Genomic DNA, 20,449 nt, shown 5'->3' on the forward strand with positions numbered 1-20,449 from the left:
AAGGAGGCCACGGTGCGCCTGGCCCTGTTCAACAAAGGACGTATCGGACTCCTCGACGGGGACGACCTCGTCGACGTGACCGAACTGCTCGCCGGCTCCGGCCCCTTCGGCGCGGCCGGAGCACTCCACCACCACATCGAGACCGCCGACCGGCACGGCTCGATGGACCTGGACCTCGACGGCCCCACCCGGATCCCGCTCGCCGAGGCCGTCTTGGAAGCCCCGCTCCCCCGCCCTGGAAAGATCATCGGCGCACCGGTCAACTACCTCGACCACAAAGCTGAGATGGAGTACTCGACGTCGGTCGCCGACCTCGGAGTCTTCCTGAAGGCCAATTCGTCGGTCATCGGACCGGGCCAGGACATCCTCCTGCCCTACTCCGACAAGCGCACGGACCAGGAAGGCGAGCTCGGCGTCGTCATCGGCCGCACCGCCGCAGACGTCAGCCCCGAAGAGGCCCTGGACCACGTCTTCGGCTACACGTGCCTGCTGGACATCACCGTCCGCTCCGGCGAAGACCGCTCCACCCGCAAGTCGTTCGACACGTTCACCCCCATCGGCCCCTGGATCGTGACCGCGGACGAGATCCCGGACCCGGACTCCCTCGACCTCCGCTGCGACGTGGGCGGCGCCACCCGACAGCACACCAACACGGCCCACCTGATCTACGGCATCCGCGACCTGATCGCCTACACCTCCTCCGTCATGACCCTCCACCCCGGCGACGTGATCGCCACGGGCACCCCCGCCGGAGTCGGCCCGCTGAGTCACGGAGACCGCGTGGTCGTGGAGATCGAGCGGGTCGGCCGCCTGGAGGTCGGCGTCGACGGTTCCCGTGCCACCCCGTACGAGGAGCGTCCCGGCCGTAGGGACCACTGACCGAACGGTCACGCGCAAGGTGGTGCCGGCGCGGTGGCCCTCGGCCGCCTGGACCCGAGAGAGCGGGACCGACCACTGACGGCCGGACCGGCTTCCCCCCGATCGCCGTCCGTCGCGATGCCGGCAGGGCGGCCTGCCAACTGGGCAAGTTGGCAAGCGAATTGTTGGCGAACCCGGCTTCAGGTGGCGGAACTCGCGGGTACGCTCCCCGGGCGGTACGGGGAGCGGGCGCCAAGGGGGAGTGTCGGGTGGGCGGGGAGACAAGGGTCGTGGAAGAGCCACGCCTGGTCGTCGGGCGTCCGGTGTCCTCCCGGTGGCCCAGACGCGGGCTGCTGGCGGTCCTGCTGCCCGCGCTGGCGGTCGTGCTGGTCGGCGGCGCGGTGCTGGCCCAGTCGGGGAACGCTGCCCTGCCCACCGAGCGCATCGTCACCCTGGAGGGCAGGATGGCCTCCAAGCGGGATTTCTTCGAGGACCCGGAAGTCCAGCGCATTTTGATGAGGCATCACATGCGACTGCACATCACGAGCGCCGGATCGCGGGAGGTCGCGGTCCGCGATCTGTCCGCGTACGACTTCGTCTTCCCCTCCGGTCAGCCGGCCGGCGACTTGATCACGAACCGGCGCGCGGCGGAGAACAAGTACGCCAAGGTGCACCGGCCCTTCGTCAGCCCCATCGTGCTCGCCACGTATCGCGAGTACGCGCAGACCCTGCGCGACGCGGGGATCGCCACTCCGCAACCGGGCTCCTCCGCCGCGGCCGGCCCGGACCAGCCGCTCTACTACGAGCTCGACATGGCCAAGTTCCTCGCCGCGATCGACAAGGAGCGGCGCTGGAACGACCTGGGCATCCAGGCGCAGGGGATAGCCAACGCCAACCGGATCGTGGTCCAGTCCCCGGACGTCTGCAATTCCAACTCGGCCGCAACCTACCTGGCGTTGGTCTCCTACACCTGGCGCGGAAACGGCAGCGAGGTACCCGCGACCGACCAGGAGGCCGACGACCGCGCCCGGTCCATCAAGCACCTGATGGAGCAGGGACTGCCGGCCGACGACGTGTTCCGTACGTACATCTCCCCGGAAGGCAAGGGGATCGCCCCGCTCGTCGTGGCGTACGAGCACCAGTACCTCACCTATCAGGCGCAGGTGCAGGCCGAGTCGAAGCGGCTGGACACGCAGCGGGTGCTGCTCTACCCCTCCACCCAGTTCGTCACCCAGCCGGAGTTCATCGCACTGAACCGGGACGGCGACCGGCTCGGCGAACTCCTCACCCACGACTCGGGGTTGCGCCGCCGCGCGATGGAGCTGGGCTTCAGGATCCTCGACCCGGCGGGCAAGGTCGCGGGCGACCAGCTCACGCACTTCCTGGAGGAGCGCCGCATCCCCGTGCCCTCGGTGGGCGGCAACGACACCCGGTCCCCCCTGCCCCGCATCCGGTACCTGGAGCGGATGATCTCCCTGATCGGCGAATGTCCGGACATCGACGTGTCGGGCGGGGCCCCCGAGTGAGGGGCCGCCGCCGGACGGCCGGGCTGCTCGCGCCGTGCCTGGCCTTCCTCTGGCTCTTCGCGGCGACGGCCTGCTCCACGGGTGGGGACGAGCCGGTCACCTTACGGGTGCTGGCCAGCTCGGAACTCGAAGACATGCGGTCCCTGCTGGACGACCTCCGCCGTGACACGGGGATCACGCTGAAGATGGACTACCGGGGTACGGAAGACGCGACCCGGGAGCTCGGCGCAGGCCACTACGAGCACGACCTCGCCTGGCTCTCCTCCGACCGCCCCCTCCAGCTGAGGCTGAAGGCCGCCGGCATCCGTACCGAGAGCCCGCTCAGCACCAGCATCATGCGGTCCCCGGTGGTGATCGGGCTCAAGCCGGCCGCCGCGGACCGGCTGCGCGGGCGTGCTCCCGACGGCCAGATCTCCTGGGCCGACGTGGCCGACGCTGCCGCCGACGGCTCCCTGGCCTTCGGCATGGCCGACCCCCGGCACACCGACAGCGGCCTGGCCGCGCTGGTCGGCGTCGCGACCGCCGCCGCGGGAACCGGCGCCGCCCTGAGGCCCGAGGACGTCTCCTGCGATCGGCTGAACGGATTCTTTACCGGGCACCTGCTCACGGAGGACTCCTCGACTGCCCTGGCCGACGGATTCGCGAGGCGGCAGGGCGAGTTGGACGCGCTGGTCACCTACGAGTCCGAGCTTTTGGCACTCAACGCCGGCGGGCGGCTGCGCGAGCCGCTGGAGATCGTCCACCCGAAGGACGGCATGGTGCTCGCCGACTACCCCCTCCTGCTCCTTGATCCGGCGAAGCGGGCCGCGTACGACCGGCTCGTGGACTGGCTGAAGAGCGGACGGGTACAGAAGAAGATCATGGAACGGACCCTGCGCCGGCCCGTCGACCCGGCCATGACCCGGATCGCGTCCCTGCGTCCGCCCATCGGCAACGCCCTCTACTTCCCCGACCGGCAGGAGGTGCTCGACCGGTTGCTGTCCGACTACGACAACGCCAAGAACACAGCCCCTGCCCGGGTTTTCCTCGTCCTCGACTTCTCCACGTCGATGAAGGGTGAGCGCATCGCCGCACTGCGCGCCACCTTCGCCGGGCTCGGTGGCGAGGACGGCTCTCGTTCGGGCAAGTTCCTCCGGTTCCACCGGGGCGAGTCGTTCACGCTGATCCGCTTCGCCGGCCGGGTGCTCGACGAGCGGACGATCACCTACCGCACACAGGCGGATCTGGACCTGCTGCGGGCGTCGGTGGCCTCCGACGGCTTCGGCGAGGACACGGCCGTCTGGTCCGCCCTCGACCGCGCCTACGGGCAAGTGGGCGAGCTCGTACGGGCGTTCCCCGGACAGGGGGCCTCGATCGTCCTCATGACGGACGGCGAGAACAACGCCGGGATCGGGCTCGACGCCTTCCTCGAACGGTACCGCGCGCTGCCCCCCGCGGCGCAGGCCGTCCACACGTACACCGTTCGCTACGGTGACGCCGACCCGCGGGAACTCGACCGGGCGGCGCGAGCCACCGGCGGACGCATGGTCGACGCCATCGCCCAGTCCCTACTGAGCGCGTTCAAGGAGACCCGTGGCTGTACTGAGTGAGGAGTGGTGGGCGGTCTGGTGGCCTTGGATGCTCCTGTGGCTGCTGACGGCGGGCTGCGCGTTGACCCTCGTGGCGCTCGCCGTGTACTGGTTCACCCGCGGCGGCCGCTCCGCCGGGCAGAACCTCACGTACAGCATCTGCTTCTATCTGCACGACAAGTCGGTCATGGACCACTACCAGATGCGCGGGTACGCGGCGGCGCTGCGCCGAGAGGTCGAGCAGCGGACCAGCGACAGCAAGGACGGGGTGGTCCGGACGAGGGTCTTCGGGGTCGGAGCGGACGCGGGCCGGCGGGAGAACCGCGAGATCGTCAGCAGGTACCTGGAGGTCGCCGAGCCCATATCGGTGATCGGCCTGGTCATGGACGTGCTGGAGGAGAAGGACGTGATCGTCCACGTCGATCTCGTCAACCAGACGGTCCTGCGCAACAAAGCCCTGACCAAGGCACTCGCAGCGGCTCCCGGAGCCAGGGCTCCCGAGGCCCGGACCGCGCGTCCCGGACCGGCGCACCCGGACGTACGGCTGCGTGACATCGAGGACTTCGTTCTCATCCGGGGCCGGTTCCGCAAGATCGGCGACACCCCGGAGGGCACGGTCTTCCTCGCCCCCTACGGCGATCCCGAGGACCCCGCACGCGGACCGCGGGTCCGCGTCACCTGTGCGGCGGAGGGGCTGCGCACCGAGGTGCCGAAGGGCACCTTCTCCGCGCGCTGCCTGGGCAAGGTCCAGGACTGGAACGCCGAGGAGGGGGTTCTCGAAGTCCAGGCCATGGCGATCTTCCGCTGACCGGGGCCGTCACGCCGCCTGCGCCATTAAGTATGTTGACATAGGTATCTCGTCATACTTATATTGCCCGTATGGCCACCCCCAGCGCGTCCGAGCAGGACATCCGGCAGATCGCGTCAGCGATGTCGGCCGTCCTGCCCGCGCTGAACCGGGCACTCGACCGGCGTCTCGCCCAGGACTTCCCGCACCCCAAGCCGCCCGAGAGCCAGCTGGCGCTCCTGCGGCTCGTCGGCGAGCGTGCCGGTGTCACGGTGCGCGAGGCCGCCGAAGTCCTGCTGATGAAGCCGAACAACGTGAGCGCCCTGGTCACCCAGCTCGCGGGCCAGGGGCTGCTGGAGCGCAGGCAGGACCCCGCGGACAAGCGGGTCGCGCATCTGCACCTGACGGCCGAGGCCCGGCAGCGGCTCGACGAGGTCGGGAGCCTCCTGGACGGATACCTCGTCGAGGCGCTGCACACCCTCACCGACGGGGATCTCGACGCCATCGGGTCCGTGCTCGGCGCGCTGCGGGGCTTGGCGCGGCACATTCACCCCGCCGCCCACTGACGGCGCACGCGTACGCGCGTCCCGTCGACCTCCATCCGTACGAGGAAGCAAGGCACCTCCATGTCCTCCACCGCCGTGGACAGCTCTCCCCTGCCCGCACACATCCGCCCCGCCGCTCCGGTGGGCCGCCGCGCCAATCCCTGGCTGACGCTCGTCGCCGTAGCCTTCGGCCTGTTCATGGTCGGTCTGGACGGCTCCGTCGTCGCGATCGCCAACCCGGAGATCGGCCGGGACCTGAACGCCTCCACCGCCGACCTGCAATGGGTCACCAACTCCTACCTGCTGGCCCTGGCCGCAGCCCTGATCCTCGGCGGGAAGCTCGGTGACCGCTTCGGCCGGCGCACCTTCTACCTGGTCGGCGTCGTCGGTTTCACGCTCGCGTCGGTCGCCATCGGCCTGGCCGGTTCGATCGAGGGCGTCATCGCCTTCCGCGCCGTACAGGGCTTCTTCGGCGCACTGCTGATGCCCAACACGCTCGGACTGCTGCGCGCGGTGTTCCCGCCGAAGAAGTTCGGCATGGCCGTGGGCATCTGGGCGATGGTGTCGTCGGTGTCCACCGCGCTCGGCCCCATCGTCGGCGGCCTGCTCGTCGAGCACGTCAACTGGGAGTCCGTCTTCTACATCAACGCTCCGATCGGCGTCGTCGCGCTCGTCTTCAGCGCACTCGTCCTGCCGCAGAGCAAGAACGCCTCCGCCTCCGGCGACCAGCGCTTCGACGTCCCCGGTGTGATCCTGCTCGCGGTCGGACTGCTCGTCGTCGTGTTCGGTGTGGTCAAGGGCGAGACGTGGGGCTGGAGTTCCGGCCCGACGCTGGGCGCGCTCGCCGCCGGACTCGCGATCCTCCTGGTGTTCGGCTGGTACGAGACGCGGGTGGAGCACCCGCTGCTGCCCATGCGGCTGTTCCGCAACCGCGCGCTGACCGTCGGCACGATCATCACGGCGATCAACTTCTTCGTCCTGCTCGGCGTGATCTTCTTCGTGATGCTGTACCTGCAGAACGTACGCGGCTTCACCCCCGTCGAAGCGGGCGTGCGCACCCTGCCGCTGAGCCTGGCCTCCGTGATCGCCTCACCGCTGGGCGCGAAGCTCACCGAGAAGTACGGCGCCGGGCTGTCCATGCCGCTCGGCATGGTGCTGCAAGGCGGCGCCGCCTTCGGCGTACTCGCATGGGGCGTGGACTCGCCGTACGTCGCGATGTGGCCGCCCTTCATCGCGCTGGGTCTCGGCGTGGGCATGGTCATGGCCGCCTCCTCCGACGCCATCGTGGGCAACTCCCCCGTCAAGGACGCCGGTGTCGCGGGCGGCCTCCAGGCCACCGCACTCCAGATCGGCGGCGCGCTGGGCACCTCCGTACTCGTGTCCCTGATCAGCAGCCGGGTCAACTCGACCCTGACCACCGAACTCACCACCGCCGGAGTACCCGCGCCCATGGCCGAGGGCCTGCACGAGGCCAAGGACGCGGTGGCGATGGGCATCTCACCCGTCTCCGGCGACATGCCGGCGCAACTGAAGGCAGCGGTGATCGAGGGCAGCGGCCAGGCCTTCATCAACGGAGTGCACACCGCCGCGCTCGTCACCGGCGCCCTGTGCGTCATCGGAGCCGCCCTCGCCGCAGTCGGCGTACGACGCAACCCCGAGGGCGCCCGGCTGTCGGGGGCGGTGCCGTCCCACAGGGCCAGGTGCTCCATCGAACCCGGCACCCCTGACCACGACGCCATGCTCCTGCTCGACATGAACGCCCCCCACACCGCCGAGCCTGCGCCGTCCGATCCGGATCAGGCCCGACCCGGTCACCGGCTTCCGCCTGTGTGAGAGCAGCACGTAGTGTCACTTCGTCGCGTCCGCAGACCGTGCCGGCAGGGCCGCACGGCCGGCCTCCAGGCGGGCGACGGGGACGCGGAACGGCGAGCAGGATACGTAATCGAGTCCGGCCTCGTGGAAGAAGTGCACGGAGCTGGGGTCACCGCCGTGTTCCCCGCACACGCCGATCTTGAGGTCGGGTCGGGCCGCACGCCCTTCACGGACCGCGATCTCCACCAGGCGTCCGACTCCTTCCCGGTCGATCGTCTCGAACGGGGAGGTCTCGAAGATTCCCTTGTCGAGGTAGGCAGCCGACCTGATCTTGTCGCGGCCGGCGGAACGGTCGTTCTTCCCCTCCTCGAGCCCTGGTCCTATGCTCCCAGTGGGAAGTGGTCCCGGCGCGGTGCAGCCCGCGCGAGGTGCCGCTCTTCCCGGGCTCCCAGTCCCCGAGCCGGAACGGATTACCGAGGCCGGGCCGGAGCCCTATCGCAGAACGCCGACGCGCAGAACGCCGACCTCCGTCCTGCGCGCGTTCGAGACGGAGTGCCGGTCACCGGCTCCGTAGACGCGGAGGACACCTGCGGGGACGCGACAGCGGCGCTACCGCGTCCCCCCTGCGCACGGCCACCGCCTTGGGGGGCGGCGGCCGTGCGTCCAGGCACACCCCGGCCGGGCCGCGTGGCCTCAGTCGGAGACCTCCCGGCCCGGGCCGGTGACGCGGTCCACGTGGAAGCGGGGAGCCCCCCAGGCCTCGAACAGTGTGCGCTCGTACCGGCCGACGCCCGCTCCTCGTCCGGGTGGAGGCTTTCCCGCTCCTGGGTAGCTTGCCCCGATACTGCCCTCTACGGGGAGGGCAGGACCTCGTACCAGCTCGGGACCAGTGCGGGGCTGCGTGACTCGACCAGGGCCAGTCGGCGGGACACTGGCGGCGGGAAGCGGTCTCCGTACAATTCCACGGCCACGGCGATCTGCGCACGGGCGAAGGTGGCGGCCGGGCACCTGCGCGGTCCGAGGCCGAACGGCAGGAACCAGTGTGGCCCCGGCGTCGTCTGCCATCGGTGCGGGATGTACTCCTCGGGCCGGGCCCAGGCCCGCCTGTTCCGGTGGATGAGCCAGGGGCTGACGAGGACGAGGTCCCCCGCGGCAAAGGGGAGGGCCCGGCGCGGCTCCACGATCCGCCTGGCGATCATGAAGCTCGGTGGGTACATCCTGAGGACCTCGTCGAGGGCCGGGCGGGTGCACTGCGGGCCGACCCCCAGGGAGACGGCGCTCAGGACCGCCGCCGTCGTACTGCCCCAGCCCGCCAGGACCATGGCCCGGAGCTCCTCGGTGATGCGGGGCATGGTCCAGCCCTCGTCGCGCAGGTGCCGGGTGAAGCCGGAGCCCGAGGTCTCGACCAGCGCGTGAACGAAGGACGCGAGGTCGTCCTGGGGGCCACCGGGGCCACCGGGGCCGTGAGCGGCCGGCCCGGCAGGCCGTTCCAGCCGTGCCCAGCTCGTCCGTACGAGCTCCCGGAGCCGTCCGCCGTCCACCGCACCCGGCCTCTGCCCGGTGAGCTGGGCGAGCAGGGAGGCGGACAAGGCTTCGGTCAGAGGCCCCGGTCCCGGTGGCTCCCGCCCGCGGAGCGCTGCCGTGAGATGTTCGGCCAGCAAGTGCCGCTGCCGGGCCTCCTGTCCCATGGCGGTGATGAGGCGGCGTTTGACGCCGCGTACCCGGTCGGCGTGCAGGACGCCGACGCCGCCCAGCAGCCGTTGGGAATCCGCGGGCCTCGACTTCTGCCCGGCGGACGAGGTCAACAGGTCGCGGGCGGTGGGCAGGTCTGAGACCAGCCAGCCGCTCTCGCCGCCGAAGGCGCACGGCGATACCGGTCGCGCGGACGCCGTGCCGTGAGTCCTGATCGCCTCGAAGAGCTCGGGCCGCTGCGCCAGCGACAGACCCGGGAAGAGGAGGCCGGGGCTCATACGGGTCCTACCGCACGCGGGCTGGGGGACCCGCCGGCCTTGAAGCGCAGCAGCGTACGGGTGCTGGGTTCCTTGATGGCGGGGCCGCGGTGCAAGGCTGAGTGGTTGTCGAAGACGAGCACCCGGGAGGGGGCGACCACTGCCTCGTACCAGCACGTCGCCCCGCCCACCGCGCGTTCCAGCGACCGGCAGGCGAGGGATACGGCGGGCGGACCGTGGTCGATCACTTCGTCCAGCGCGGGGCGGAACCAGCGCGGTACGGCGCCCCGCACCGGAGCGTGGAGCTGGGCCAGTCCGGGGTAGCGCAGGCGCCATGCGACCTCGTGGTGTCGAAGGACTCCCAGTGCCTCGGCCGCACCGGGCCATGCCGCGTCGACCTCGTCCCACGGCAACACGCCGGTCGCAGGCTCGCGCAGGGCAGGGTCCGCACGCAGCAGGCCGAGGACGGTCCACCGATTGGGCGTGGCCCAGGGGGTGCTGTCGGTGTGCCAGTTCTGCTCGTAGCGGTCTGACCCGCCGGTCGGTACCTCGGAGACCGAGCCGCCGAGCGTGGGGTCGGCCGGGTGCCCGACATGCCCGAGCAGGGCGCCGACGGTCGATACCACGGCGAGTGTCCACCGGGGTTCGGAGAAGCTCAGCGTGACGCTCCGCGCGGGTCCGGCCAGCGCCGCGCGCAGCGTGGCGGTGAAGTCCGGGTACTGTCCGTCGGCGCGACGCAGCTCGTCGAGCCGTCCCGAGCAACGGGCGGTCTCCAGCCCATCCACCAGCTGTGACGGTAACCGTGCGGGCCAGTCGTCCAGAGTCCACGCCCAGCGAGCTGGAACGGGCAGGTCCGGGACGGGCAAAGGTGGCATCTCAGTTCACGGCCCCTTGCCCGAAGTGTCGGGACAGGAGCCCTCGAACCTGTTCGATGCTTCGCGTGCTGGCCTGCTCGGTGACGAACACGTCGAGGTCCTCGTGGTGGGTGACCTCGCCCCAGGCCCCGTCGAACGCCTGTGACATCCCGGTCAGCATGCTGAGCCCGAAGGAGGGATAGGCCGAGTCCATGGCGTGCGCGAGGAAGAACGCGAGGCTCCGCTGACGGGTGGTGTGGGGATCGCGCTCCCGGTAGTTCTCCAGGCTGAAATTCGGGTGGCAGGCGTCGAGCAGCAGCTTCGGTGCCTTCCATACGGGCATCACCACGCGGTGCCTGCCGACAGTGCGGACCGGGTAGGAAAGCGGACGCCGGCCGTTCATCACCATGAACATGGCCTCGGCCAGCAGGTCCTCGCGGTTGTATCCGAATGCCAGGTCGCGCAGACCCTGCTCGTCGGCGAGTTTCCGTGCCGTGCGAAGGATCAGGAAGGTCCCGAAGAAGTGCAGCGCCTCGTGTGAGAAGGTGTCGCTGAAATCCTTGTAGAGCGCGTCCATGGACGTTCTGACGCCGAGCAGTTCCCCTATGTCATCGGGTTGCAGAACGCGGTGGTCAATTCCGAGGTCCTGGCACAGCACTCCCGCCCGGACCGCGGCCTCCGGAGAGAATACAGCTCCGAATACCAGGGTGAAGGCTACAAGACGGTCCCGCGGAACGGAATTGGCCAGCCCGTAAGCCAGTGCGTTGCTGTCGCCACCCCCGGATATGCCGAATACGCAGCCGCCGGCGGAAATCGCGTACTTCTCCTCGAATTCGGCCACCTGCGAGGCGACGATGCTCCGGGCCTCGTCCTGCCCCACCACCGCGTGGACTTCGTGTGCCGATCCGTCCGGCGCCGTGCGCACTGACCGGAAGCCGATGCCCGAGCCCGGCGGGCCGGCGGGTGCCAGGGGTTCCCGGCCCGTGGGCAGCACGGTGGGGAACAGCGTGTTGCGGATGGCCCGCACGATCAGGCGTTCGGCGTCTTCGGGAAGGTCGTCCAGCCGTGTCGTCAGCGGGACCGGTGTCGTGGTGGCCCCCCTGACCACGTAGGGCTGGAACATGGTCTCCGGGAGACGGTTGGCGGCGAGCAGCTCACCGATCGTCAAGTCCGCAAGCTCCAGGGTGCGGGTGCCGAGTACGTCCTCGAGATGGACGGGCAAATGTCGCGACACGCAACCGCTCCTCAGTCAGGGTCCGGGGTCAGACCTGGGCGGTGAGCGCGGAGGTGCAGAGGACGAATTCGACGCCCTCCGCGGTCATCCGGTCCATTCCGAGGGAAGGCAGTGTGGCGAAGACGACGTCTTCTGCTCGGAGGTCGTCCTTGGTTTCCATACGATCAACGAGTTCCATGAACATTGACGCCTCCAGGGGTGGTCGACATTCAGGCCCTCCGTGAGCCGGGGCTCACCGTAGCACCGAATTACGAGGATCATGACGGGCCACAAAAATCGGCTGATTTTCTTTTCGGCAACCCAGTGGGGCGCATGTTCCACAGGGATAGCAGAGTTGCCGCGAGGGGCATTGACACCTCAGGGCTTCCGGAGGGACATCCCTCAGGTTCACGCGGCAGGAATTCGTTCTCTGCGGCGTCTCGTGAGCGTCGCGTTTCGAGCGCCGCGGGGCCGTGGACCTGAACTCGGCCCACCACGACTTCAACCCGGCTGGTGGGGGCACTGGAGAAGGGTGTACGCCGCTCACGCGGCGAGGGGCTGCGACACCGGGCGGACCCCGGGTCCGGGGCGGGCCTGAGCCGGTCCCGTGGTGATGCTACCGATCTGTGTCCATGTGGAGGCGGACGGTCGTGCCCTGGTCGTGGGTGGAGCGGATCTCGACGAGGTCGCAGAGCTGGTGGGCCAGCCAAAGCCCGCGGCCACCGATCTGGCCTTCGGTTGGACGGGTACGTCCGGCCATGACGTCGCTGATGTGGCCGTCGTCGCGGAACTCGCAGAGGAACGTGGCGCCCTGGGTCCAGGTGCGCAGAGTTCCGTGTCCCCCGCCGTGGCGGATGCTGTTCGTCGCGATCTCCGTGACGGCGACCGCGAGTTGAGCCAGCCTGTCCTCGGGCACGCCGGCATCGGAGGCGCATTGAGAGACCTTGGCGCGAATCGTGGCCAGGTCGCCGCGCGTGTAACTCAGCTCCTGGAACGGATCGCAGGGAGCGGCCAGGACCTCGAACGGGTAGTCCACGTCGGCGAGGTAGCCGTCGTTGGTCGTGTGCTGCCCGCCCTGTCGGATCAGTGGATGGCAGCGGGACATGGCGGCCAGGGCCTCCGGGTCCTGGCCGGCGTCGTCGTAGGGACACAGCATCGACCAGGTGGAGCTGCGCGCGAAAGCCCGGTTCAGCAGCCATTCGTGATAGCGCAGCTCCCCGAGGTGCGCGGGGTTGCGGGCCTGGCGCCAGGCGGTCTCTCCGATGCCCCGCACGGGGCGGTTCCCCTCGCCGCGTTCCTTCATCCAGGACGCCCAGGCGGCGACGAGCCGGCCGGGGTTGGGTCCGGCCGTGGTCGTGTCGACGAAGGTGACGGCGGCCTCACCCCCGAGCTCGTCGCGCAGGAGCGACGTCTTGTCGGAAGGGACTGCGACGACCACTGCCTCACCGCCGTCCAGGGCTTCGTGGATGAAGGCCAGCGTCCCTGAGAGGAATTCCTCGTCGCCGCGGTAGGGGTAGAGCTCGTGCCGGAAGGAGGCTCCTTCCGGGCCAGGCGGAGTCGGAGGCAGCAGCGTCGTGGTCATGGCGCCATCACAGCCGGTGCCCCGGCAGCCTCATATCCCGCGCGTTCCCAGCACAGGCGCACGGTCTCGTTCGCACCGTCTGCGAAGATCCGCCGGTCCGGGTGGTGGCGGGCCGCAGCGACGAGGGCGTGCACATCGGCGGCTTCGATCATCGCCAGGGCATCGCACCGAAGCGTCGCGGCCGGTGCGTGCACGAGCGCGGCCCTCGCCGCGGCGTTGGACACCTCCGCACCCTCCGAGTCGATCACACCGTCCACGCTCCACTCGTCCGTGCCCTTGCTGAACATCCGAGAGACGGATGCACCCCCGTCTGCCCACCTCCTGCGGACGCACGCACGCCACCCGCTCCACCGCAGGCGGGCCCCCCAGCGATCGATGGAACGCGCACACCATGATCGCGCCGGGGATCATGAAACCGGCCGGAGGATGACCGGGCGCGGGACGTCTCACACCATGGCGACTGCCCGGTCCACGAAAGATCAGTCGTGGGCCGACTTCGGAGGCAGACCCCACGGAGCACATGAAGGACCAGCCCAGGGCGCGTGGACGGGTGTGGCGAGCGGCCCGTATGCACTGCGTGACCGTTCGTGGGCGCTGGTGATCTGCGGTGTCAGCCCGGCCTGGGACCCGGGTTCGCACACCGGAGAAGCCCGGATCTTGATGGACCATGCGACGGAGTTCCAGCACACCGAGGACCTGCGCCGGTCCTGCATCAGCGCCCCGTGGTGGGGAACGGTGAACTGCTGCAAGGGCGTGCCGTGGCGGTCGACTACCTCCCTCACAACCGCGACAGGCACGTCGTCCACACCGGCGGGGAGCACCCGTCGTATCTGCAGCTCCCCCGCCAGGGAGCATGAGCCACTCAGGCGTGAGCGGTCCGGCGGTCGGGACTGAGCAGGTAGGCGATCGCCATATCGCCGAGTTCGTCCGCGTAACGTCGCTGGGCCGCCTCGCCGGTGGCGCTGTCGGGGCGCAGGGTGTTGTGGAAGGAGGCGCCGAGGATGGAGCGCGCTACGGTGTCCAGCGCCGCTTCCGGGTCGGCTCGCCTGATCTCACCGGCATACGGAGTCGCCGCTTCGATCAGGAGGCGGTGGATCTCGGTGATGGTGTGGGCTCCGCGGTCCAGGGACTTGGGTCCGCGCACACGCAGGAGTTCGGGGAAGAGGTTGCTGCTGTCGGCGAAGGACTGCAGCAGCGCGTGCGCGTAGGCGTCCATGACGCCGGAGAGTGACGGTTCGGCCGCGCGCAGTCGCTCGGCCACGTACTGCTCGCGGCGCTCCAGCATGCGGTCGACGAGTGCGTTGATCAGCTGTTCTTTGTCTTCGAAGCGGCGGTAGATCGTGCCGACGGCGACGCCGGCGCGCTCCGCGACGCCGGTCATCGTCATCTCCTCCAGCCCGGCCGAGCAGGCGATGTCCTCGGCTGCCTGCAGGACGCGGGCCAGTGTCGCGGCGCTGCGCGCCTGCCGGGGCTCCCGGTAGGGCGGCACGGGGCGGCTCGGCTCGTCGTTCATGTCCCGCATGGTATCCGCGGCGGTCTCACCAGGTTCTCTTGACAAGTGGTCCACTCCCGGGGTTAACCTCGTAAAGCGAACGTGAATTCACATTCACATCATACGGAGGTTCCACCATGACCGACAACCAGACTTCCCAGCCCGTGACCGTCTCGCTCGAGTCGGGACCCGCCGGCGCCGGGAGCATCGACGACTTCGAGCTCTTCTACGCCCGCCGCGCCGTGGACCGCTTCCGGACCCTGCTCGGACGCGAGGGCCTGCTCGACCTCCTGGCGGCGGACATCGAAGAGGGCAACGCCTTCCTGCGCGACAGCGCCCTCGCCTCCGACGGCCAGTTCAAGGCGGGCACCACCGTGCTCGCCACCAAGGGCCTCACCTCGGCCGAGTTCCTGGCCTGGATGGACAAGGCCTTCGCCGGCGACGAGCAGCCGCTCCTCGCGGCGCACCCCGAGCACTACGCGATGGGCACCGACGAGACCGGCGCGCGCGTGGTGGAGAACATCGGCCCCCACGTCGCCTCCTTCTCCATGGGCGGCTGGGGCACCGACGCGCTGGACTGGGCCAAGGACGCGGCCGAGCTCCTCCCGGAGTCCGAATATCCCCGCAAGATGTCCTCGAACCTCTTCCTGACCGACGGCACCGTCGTCGGGCGGGCCCTCATCCAGTTCGGCGACACCGCCGAAGGCTTCACCTCGAACCTGACCGTCTACTTCCCCGTCGCCTGCCCCGACGAGATCCTGGACCACCACCTGCGCCACTACGCCGTCGAGTTCCGGAACTGGATCGTCGCCGCCGCGGCCGCCCGCGCCTGAGCACCACGCCCGGACGTCGGCCCTCGGAGCCCAGCGGGACCGATCGGCCGACGTCCAGTCCGCAGGCGCACATGCCCCGCGCCCACCCCCAGCGGCACGTCGGCGGCAAGCCGGCGCGCGGGCTCGGGTAGCCCGCAGGACAGTGGAGGCATGACGTACGACGAAGGGCTCGCCCAGCGGATCCGGGAGCGGCTCGGTGAGCGGGCAGCCGTCACCGAGAAGCGGATGTTCGGGGGGCTCGCGTTCCTGCTGCACGGCAACATGACCCTGGCCGTGTCCGGCGAGGAGGTCGCCGTCCGTGTGGGTCCGGACCGGAGCGAACAGGCTCTCGCCCGCCCCGAGGCCCGCCCCATGGACTTCACCGGCCGCCCGATGCGCGGCTGGGTGACGGTGAGCGGCCCGGCGCTGGCGAAGGACGCCGTGCTGGACCACTGGATCACGACGTCAGTGGCGTTCGCGGACACGCTGCCACCGAAGTGACATCGGCCCTGACTGCCGGCTCAGACGGGCTGGTCTTGGGCGTGGGCGCGCAGAGGAGTGCGATCCAGCCGCGTTACGGGCGCCAGGCGTCGGCGATCTTGGCGAGACGGGTGGTGTCGGCGGCGGCGCATGGGGCCAGGCCGTAGGCGGCAGCCATGGCCTTGTGGACGCGGGGCTCCGCCATAGGGAAGACGTCGGGGTGTCCGGCGCCACGGATGAGGATCAGCTCGGCGGAGAACGGGCCGATGCCGGGCAGCTCTTTGAGGTCGGTGAGGGCGAACTCGGCGGGCTGCTCGCGGAGACGGGCGGCATCGAGGCGTCCCTCGAGTGCCGCGTCGGCCAGTGCGTGCAGGCGCTCGATCTTGACTTCGGTCAGGCCGGGGAACCCGGTGATGCGCCGCAGTTCGGCCGGGGCGGGGAAAGCGTGTAGCTGGCGGCCCGCGACGTCGAGGGCTTGGCCGTACTGCTCGGCGAGGCGGGCTTTGATGTGGGCGGCCTGGGTCATGCGGATGCGGTTGCCGATGACGGTCAAGGCGGCGGCCTCGGAGAAGCCGCGGCGGAGTCGGGCATCGCGGTACGGCGCCGACGGGTGACCCGCCTCGCCCGGGCCGGGCCGGGCTCCTGCGCGTGCCCGAGCGCCGCGCGGTCGACCTCATCCGGTCGGCCGGCACGGGCAGCGTGTTCACCCTCATCGACCAGCCCGAGGACGAACGCGACATGACCCTCGCCGACCTCGCCTGGCAGGCGCTCCGCACGGCCATCCTGGCCGGCGCGCCCGCCGCGGCACCGGCCGGTCCGGGCGCCGCGGCCGTCACCCTGCGCGCCGCACTGCCCGAGCTCACGTAGCTCACCCCCAGCGAACGCGCGCTGCTCGGCGACTGGCTGGACCGCGTCTCCGGCCCATAGGGGCCGCACCGCCCAGACCGCCCGCTCCGCCCCAGGAAGACGGCCGCCAAGGGGTCGCACGGGCTTCACGCCCTGTTCCGTCGCCCGGCCCGATCCAAAAACGCGCAGGTCAGCACCCGTCCACCTGCATTCAGCGGCCTCGGCGGAAGTTGCGGAGCGGGATCGGGGCCCGTCGTAGCCCTTCACTTCGCCGTACCTCGCACCTTCGAACAGGTCAACCAGTCGACCAAAACGTACGACCGGCTCAAGCACCGGAGGCCGGTGGTGCCGTCGCCTCCAGCCGGGGCCCATCCGCGACGGGGGGACTGCGCGGCCCGCACCACGGCGGGGGACGCGGCGGGGGACGCCACGGCGGCCCGAGTGCGGCTCGCGTTGCCGGGGGCGCATGGTCGGCGTTGACTGGGTAGGCGGGGGGATACTTTCCGGCGCCCGCCGGAAGGTGATCATCCAACCTCTGGGGAGGACGCCCCGTGACGCAGGACGCGCAGCAGACCCCGTACACGACGAACAACGTCGGAATCCCGGTGGAGAGCGACGAGCACTCCCTCACCGTGGGATCGGACGGCCCGATCCTCCTCCAGGACCACTACCTGATCGAGAAGATGGCCCAGTTCAACCGCGAACGGGTACCCGAACGGGTGGTGCACGCGAAGGGCGCCGGGGCGTACGGCGTCTTCCAGGTGACGAACGACGTCAGCGCCTTCACCAAGGCCGACGTCTTCCAGCCCGGTCGCCGCACGGAGATGCTGGCCCGCTTCTCGACGGTCGCGGGGGAGCAGGGCTCCCCGGACACTTGGCGGGACCCGCGCGGATTCGCACTGAAGTTCTACACCGAACACGGGAACTACGACCTGGTCGGCAACAACACCCCGGTCTTCTTCGTGCGCGACCCGAGCAAGTTCCAGGACTTCATCCGCTCGCAGAAGCGCCGCCCCGACAACGGACTGCGCGACCACGACATGCAGTGGGACTTCTGGACCCTGTCGCCCGAGTCCGCGCACCAGGTCACCCTGCTGATGGGTGACCGCGGCATCCCCAAGAGCTACCGGCACATGAACGGCTACGGCTCCCACACCTACCTGTGGGTCAACGGCGCCGGCGAGAAGTTCTGGGTGAAATACCACTTCCACACGGACCAGGGCATCGACTTCCTCACCCAGGCCGACGCCGACCGGATCGCCGGCGAGGACCCCGACTACCACCGCCGCGACCTCACCGACGCGATCGCCGGCGGCGAGCCCCCGAGCTGGACGCTGTTCGTGCAGGTGATGCCCTTCGAGGACGCGCCCGGCTACCGGTTCAACCCGTTCGACCTGACCAAGGTGTGGCCGCACGCGGACTACCCGCTGATCGAGGTCGGGCGGATGACCCTCGACAAGAACCCGGACGACTACTTCGTCCACATCGAGCAGGCCGCCTTCGAGCCCTCGAACCTGGTGCCGGGCATCGGACCGTCACCGGACAAGATGCTCCTCGGGCGGCTCTTCTCCTACCCGGACGCGCACCGCTACCGGGTCGGCGCGAACTACACCCAGCTGCCCCCCAACCGGGCCCGCTCGCTGGTGTCCTCGTACGCGAAGGACGGTGCGATGCGCTTCCAGGCATCGAACGCGGCCCGCCCGTACGCGCCCAACTCCTACGGCGGCCCCGCCGCCGACACCGCCCGCTTCGGCGAGCCCGCGGGCTGGGCCTCGGCGGGCGAGATGGTCCGGGAGGCCTACGCGCTGCGCAGCGAGGACGACGACTGGGGCCAGCCGGGCACGCTGGTCCGCGAGGTGATGGACGACGCGGCCCGCGAGCGGCTCGTGTCCAACGTCGCCGGACACCTGGCGGACGGCGTCAGCAAACCCGTCCTGGAACGGGCCCTCCAGTACTGGCGCTCCATCGACCAGGGGGTCGGCGACAAGATCGCCGCACACTTCTGAGCCACACCTTCGCGAGGAGTGGCCGCACGGCCGAGGGCCCGAACCCCATGGGGTTCGGGCCCTCGGCCGTGCGGCGGCGTCCGGTGCGGTCAGCAGTTGACGACGGCCTTCCGCCGGCGGCGGAGCCGGGCCCGGAGCCGGTCCAGCCGGGGGTGACGGGCGCGGCGCTCGTGGGCGTGGCGGTCCAGCTCCTCCAAGAGCCGCTCGGAGCGCTTCTCGACGCTCAGTTCGTCCAGGACCCGGTCGGCCTCGGCGAGGAGCGCCCCGTAGAGCTGCCACTCGGCGGGATGGCGGTCGATCTGTCCGGGTAGCAGGGCGGCGAGCCGGCCGCGGCTGGTCCGGGCGGTTTCGAGCTCCTCGATGAGCCTGCCCTCGGCCTCCTCGGCGTTGGAGGTCACCTGGGCCGTGATCAGTTGCGCGAAGGACTCGACGGCCGCGGCGGTGTGCCCGTACAGGTCCCGGAGGGCGGCGGCCACCGGTGGAGGGAAGGCCGGTTCGTCACCGTGCGCCTTCGCGAGGTCCGTGAGCGTACGGCAGGACACGCGCAACACCACCGCACAGATCTCCAGGGTGTCGAGGCCGGTGCGCAGAACGAGACGGAAGAGGACGCCTTCCCGCACGCGGGGGTTCAGGCGCAGGCTGTCCTCGGCCTGGCGCAGGGCGGCGTCGACATCGGAGATGTCGTTGTCGAGCCGACGGGCCTCGTGCAGCCGGGCCGCCGCCTTCTCCACAGTGGTGGCGTTCCCGGACTCGCTGCCGATGTGCACGAGCAGCGTCCCGATGCGGGCTGCGAGGTCGGTGATCGCGTCACTGGCCGGCCGGATCCAGACGGGCGGCACGAACAGGACGTTGAAGCCGAGGCCCACCGCGGCGCCGATCAGGGTCTCCAGGACCCGGTCCCATGCGGTGTCCGCGACCTGGGTCACCCCGAGGACGAGCATGGCGCTGATGGCGACTTCGGGGACGAACTCGCCGGCCCGCACGACGCGTCCCACGACGAGCGAGGCGAGGATGATCAGACCGAGGCTCCACCAGGTCAGACCTACCAGGGCGCTGAACCCGATCGCTATCAGGACCCCGGCGACGACGGCGTTGACGCGGCGAACGCCGGTGGTGAGCGTCGAGTAGAGCGTCACCTGAACCACGAGCAGCGCCGTCAGCGGCGCGGTGAGGGGCGCCGGTTCGCTGCTGAGGCGCAGCGCGACGACGTAGGAGACGACGGCCGCCGCGGTCGAACGGACGGCCTGGACGACGGCGGGCTCCCGGTGCCGTCGGACGAATTTCAGAAGGGGGGCAAGTGCGTCTGACATGTACGGCCCCTGCCCCCGCATCCGGGAAACATCACCGCGGAGCTGACCACCGTCGCCGGCCCTCCACCGGAGCCGGGGGCGCCCCGTCGATCACGGCGGGCCCGATCCTCCGTACACCGGGGTCGTCGGCAGCTGCCGTACACGCGGCGCCGAGGGACGGAGGGTGGCCTGATCGAAGTCGCTCACGCACACGATGACGCGGATCCCGTCCACATCCAACGGCATCCCCGCCTGCGCCTGCTGCCCCCTGGCCCGTTGACCGGCCGCTGTCGAGGAGCACGAACGATCAGGATGCGGGAGGCGGGGGCGGCAACCGGTCGGTTGCCGCCCCCGCCTCCCGCATCCGTCTCCGCCCCTGTCACAGACGGTGCGGCCCGTCGTAGTAACCGCCGACCTGACGGTGGTAGTCGGCGTCGCCGAGGTGCTTGTCCTGGTCGAACTCGGAAGCGTTCTTGATCTGCTCCTTCGTCCGGTCCACGAAGATCTTCTCGTCGCTCGCGTCGATCCGGCTGATCGTGCCCGCGGGCAGCAGGACTTCCTTGCCGAAGATCCACGGGCCGGTGTCGACCACGATGTAAGCGGACCCGACCTCGTAGGAATGCTTGTCGACCTTGCCGATGGAACCGTCCGTCGCCTCGACCTTGTATCCGGTCAGATCGGCGCCGGCCAGACGGCCGGAGGCCTCACGGTAACCCCACACATTCTCAGTCATGCGAAAACAACTCTTCCATCCGGTAACGCAAAACCGCAGTCTCCGCGCACCGACGTGCCGGTGGCCTGCCTCCCCCGGCGGGGGGAGGCAGGCCACC

General features: G+C 70.2%; 20 protein-coding genes and 1 pseudogene. 10 read left to right on the forward strand and 11 right to left on the reverse strand.

Going from position 1 to position 20,449, the window contains the following annotated elements; translation table 11 throughout:
• The first annotated feature begins 12 nt into the window (after nucleotides 1–12).
• From OG730_RS04170 to OG730_RS04195, 6 genes are all read left to right on the forward strand, one after another.
• Entirely contained in the window at nucleotides 13–879 is an 867-nt protein-coding gene (locus tag OG730_RS04170) for a fumarylacetoacetate hydrolase family protein (RefSeq protein ID WP_327302873.1), read from the forward strand.
• A gap of 269 nt (nucleotides 880–1,148) precedes the next feature.
• Complete coding sequence (locus tag OG730_RS04175; RefSeq protein WP_327302874.1) at nucleotides 1,149–2,384, forward strand: hypothetical protein; 1,236 nt, start codon at nucleotides 1,149–1,151, stop codon at nucleotides 2,382–2,384.
• The gene (locus OG730_RS04180) at nucleotides 2,381–3,973 is read left to right on the forward strand and encodes a vWA domain-containing protein (RefSeq protein WP_327302875.1); all 1,593 of its coding nucleotides are present in this window, start codon (nucleotides 2,381–2,383) and stop codon (nucleotides 3,971–3,973) included. The genes OG730_RS04175 and OG730_RS04180 overlap by 4 nt, the downstream gene beginning before the upstream one ends.
• Nucleotides 3,957–4,760: a hypothetical protein gene (locus tag OG730_RS04185; RefSeq protein WP_327302876.1), complete on the forward strand. Its 804-nt coding sequence runs from the start codon at nucleotides 3,957–3,959 to the stop codon at nucleotides 4,758–4,760. The genes OG730_RS04180 and OG730_RS04185 overlap by 17 nt, the downstream gene beginning before the upstream one ends.
• A gap of 71 nt (nucleotides 4,761–4,831) precedes the next feature.
• On the forward strand, nucleotides 4,832–5,305 hold the full coding sequence (locus tag OG730_RS04190) for a MarR family winged helix-turn-helix transcriptional regulator (protein WP_327302877.1): 474 nt from the start codon (nucleotides 4,832–4,834) through the stop codon (nucleotides 5,303–5,305).
• A 60-nt stretch (nucleotides 5,306–5,365) separates the two neighbouring features.
• Nucleotides 5,366–7,117 (forward strand): MFS transporter, encoded by a 1,752-nt coding sequence (locus OG730_RS04195; RefSeq protein ID WP_327302878.1) that lies wholly within the window; start codon nucleotides 5,366–5,368, stop codon nucleotides 7,115–7,117.
• Nucleotides 7,118–7,132: 15 nt separating this feature from the next.
• Here the strand turns inward: OG730_RS04195 and OG730_RS04200 are convergent.
• The 8 genes and pseudogenes from OG730_RS04200 to OG730_RS04235 form a co-directional block, all read right to left on the reverse strand.
• Nucleotides 7,133–7,414: pseudogene (locus tag OG730_RS04200) on the reverse strand (putative PEP-binding protein); the annotation flags it as partial.
• 533 nt (nucleotides 7,415–7,947) lie between these two features.
• Nucleotides 7,948–9,066 carry a cytochrome P450 gene (locus OG730_RS04205; RefSeq protein ID WP_327302879.1) on the reverse strand — a complete coding sequence of 373 codons (1,119 nt, stop codon included), beginning with the start codon at nucleotides 9,064–9,066 and terminating at the stop codon, nucleotides 7,948–7,950.
• The gene (locus tag OG730_RS04210) at nucleotides 9,063–9,830 is read right to left on the reverse strand and encodes a TauD/TfdA dioxygenase family protein (protein WP_327302880.1); all 768 of its coding nucleotides are present in this window, start codon (nucleotides 9,828–9,830) and stop codon (nucleotides 9,063–9,065) included. Before OG730_RS04210 ends, OG730_RS04205 begins: the two co-directional genes overlap by 4 nt.
• A gap of 91 nt (nucleotides 9,831–9,921) precedes the next feature.
• The gene (locus OG730_RS04215; RefSeq protein ID WP_327302881.1) at nucleotides 9,922–11,133 is read right to left on the reverse strand and encodes a tRNA lysidine(34) synthetase; all 1,212 of its coding nucleotides are present in this window, start codon (nucleotides 11,131–11,133) and stop codon (nucleotides 9,922–9,924) included.
• 28 nt (nucleotides 11,134–11,161) lie between these two features.
• Entirely contained in the window at nucleotides 11,162–11,311 is a 150-nt protein-coding gene (locus OG730_RS04220; protein ID WP_327302882.1) for a hypothetical protein, read from the reverse strand.
• A 417-nt stretch (nucleotides 11,312–11,728) separates the two neighbouring features.
• Nucleotides 11,729–12,694 carry an anti-sigma factor RsbA family regulatory protein gene (locus tag OG730_RS04225; protein ID WP_327302883.1) on the reverse strand — a complete coding sequence of 322 codons (966 nt, stop codon included), beginning with the start codon at nucleotides 12,692–12,694 and terminating at the stop codon, nucleotides 11,729–11,731.
• Entirely contained in the window at nucleotides 12,691–12,981 is a 291-nt protein-coding gene (locus tag OG730_RS04230) for a hypothetical protein (protein WP_327302884.1), read from the reverse strand. The genes OG730_RS04225 and OG730_RS04230 overlap by 4 nt, the downstream gene beginning before the upstream one ends.
• Before the next feature lie 575 nt (nucleotides 12,982–13,556).
• The gene (locus OG730_RS04235; RefSeq protein WP_327302885.1) at nucleotides 13,557–14,207 is read right to left on the reverse strand and encodes a TetR/AcrR family transcriptional regulator; all 651 of its coding nucleotides are present in this window, start codon (nucleotides 14,205–14,207) and stop codon (nucleotides 13,557–13,559) included.
• A gap of 116 nt (nucleotides 14,208–14,323) precedes the next feature.
• Here OG730_RS04235 and OG730_RS04240 point away from each other — a divergent pair, with 116 nt between their 5' ends.
• Complete coding sequence (locus OG730_RS04240) at nucleotides 14,324–15,019, forward strand: hypothetical protein (RefSeq protein ID WP_327302886.1); 696 nt, start codon at nucleotides 14,324–14,326, stop codon at nucleotides 15,017–15,019.
• 150 nt (nucleotides 15,020–15,169) lie between these two features.
• On the forward strand, nucleotides 15,170–15,499 hold the full coding sequence (locus OG730_RS04245) for a TfoX/Sxy family protein (protein ID WP_327302887.1): 330 nt from the start codon (nucleotides 15,170–15,172) through the stop codon (nucleotides 15,497–15,499).
• Between the two features lie 73 nt (nucleotides 15,500–15,572).
• Here OG730_RS04245 and OG730_RS04250 read toward each other — a convergent pair whose 3' ends face one another.
• Nucleotides 15,573–16,031, reverse strand: coding sequence for a DNA-3-methyladenine glycosylase family protein (locus tag OG730_RS04250; RefSeq protein ID WP_442814822.1), 459 nt, complete (start codon nucleotides 16,029–16,031; stop codon nucleotides 15,573–15,575).
• 95 nt (nucleotides 16,032–16,126) lie between these two features.
• Between OG730_RS04250 and OG730_RS04255 the strand changes: the two genes are divergently transcribed.
• A complete protein-coding gene (locus OG730_RS04255; protein WP_327302888.1) occupies nucleotides 16,127–16,345 on the forward strand; it encodes a hypothetical protein in 219 nt (72 codons plus the stop codon).
• A 530-nt stretch (nucleotides 16,346–16,875) separates the two neighbouring features.
• A complete protein-coding gene (locus OG730_RS04260; protein WP_327302889.1) occupies nucleotides 16,876–18,330 on the forward strand; it encodes a catalase in 1,455 nt (484 codons plus the stop codon).
• 89 nt (nucleotides 18,331–18,419) lie between these two features.
• Here OG730_RS04260 and OG730_RS04265 read toward each other — a convergent pair whose 3' ends face one another.
• Together OG730_RS04265 and OG730_RS04270 are read right to left on the reverse strand one after the other, a co-directional pair.
• Complete coding sequence (locus OG730_RS04265; protein ID WP_327302890.1) at nucleotides 18,420–19,640, reverse strand: FUSC family protein; 1,221 nt, start codon at nucleotides 19,638–19,640, stop codon at nucleotides 18,420–18,422.
• Between the two features lie 358 nt (nucleotides 19,641–19,998).
• Nucleotides 19,999–20,352, reverse strand: coding sequence for a PRC-barrel domain-containing protein (locus tag OG730_RS04270; protein ID WP_327302891.1), 354 nt, complete (start codon nucleotides 20,350–20,352; stop codon nucleotides 19,999–20,001).
• Between the last annotated feature and the right edge of the window lie 97 nt (nucleotides 20,353–20,449).

Origin of the sequence: Streptomyces sp. NBC_01298, assembly GCF_035978755.1 — a bacterium.
Lineage (GTDB): Bacteria > Actinomycetota > Actinomycetes > Streptomycetales > Streptomycetaceae > Streptomyces.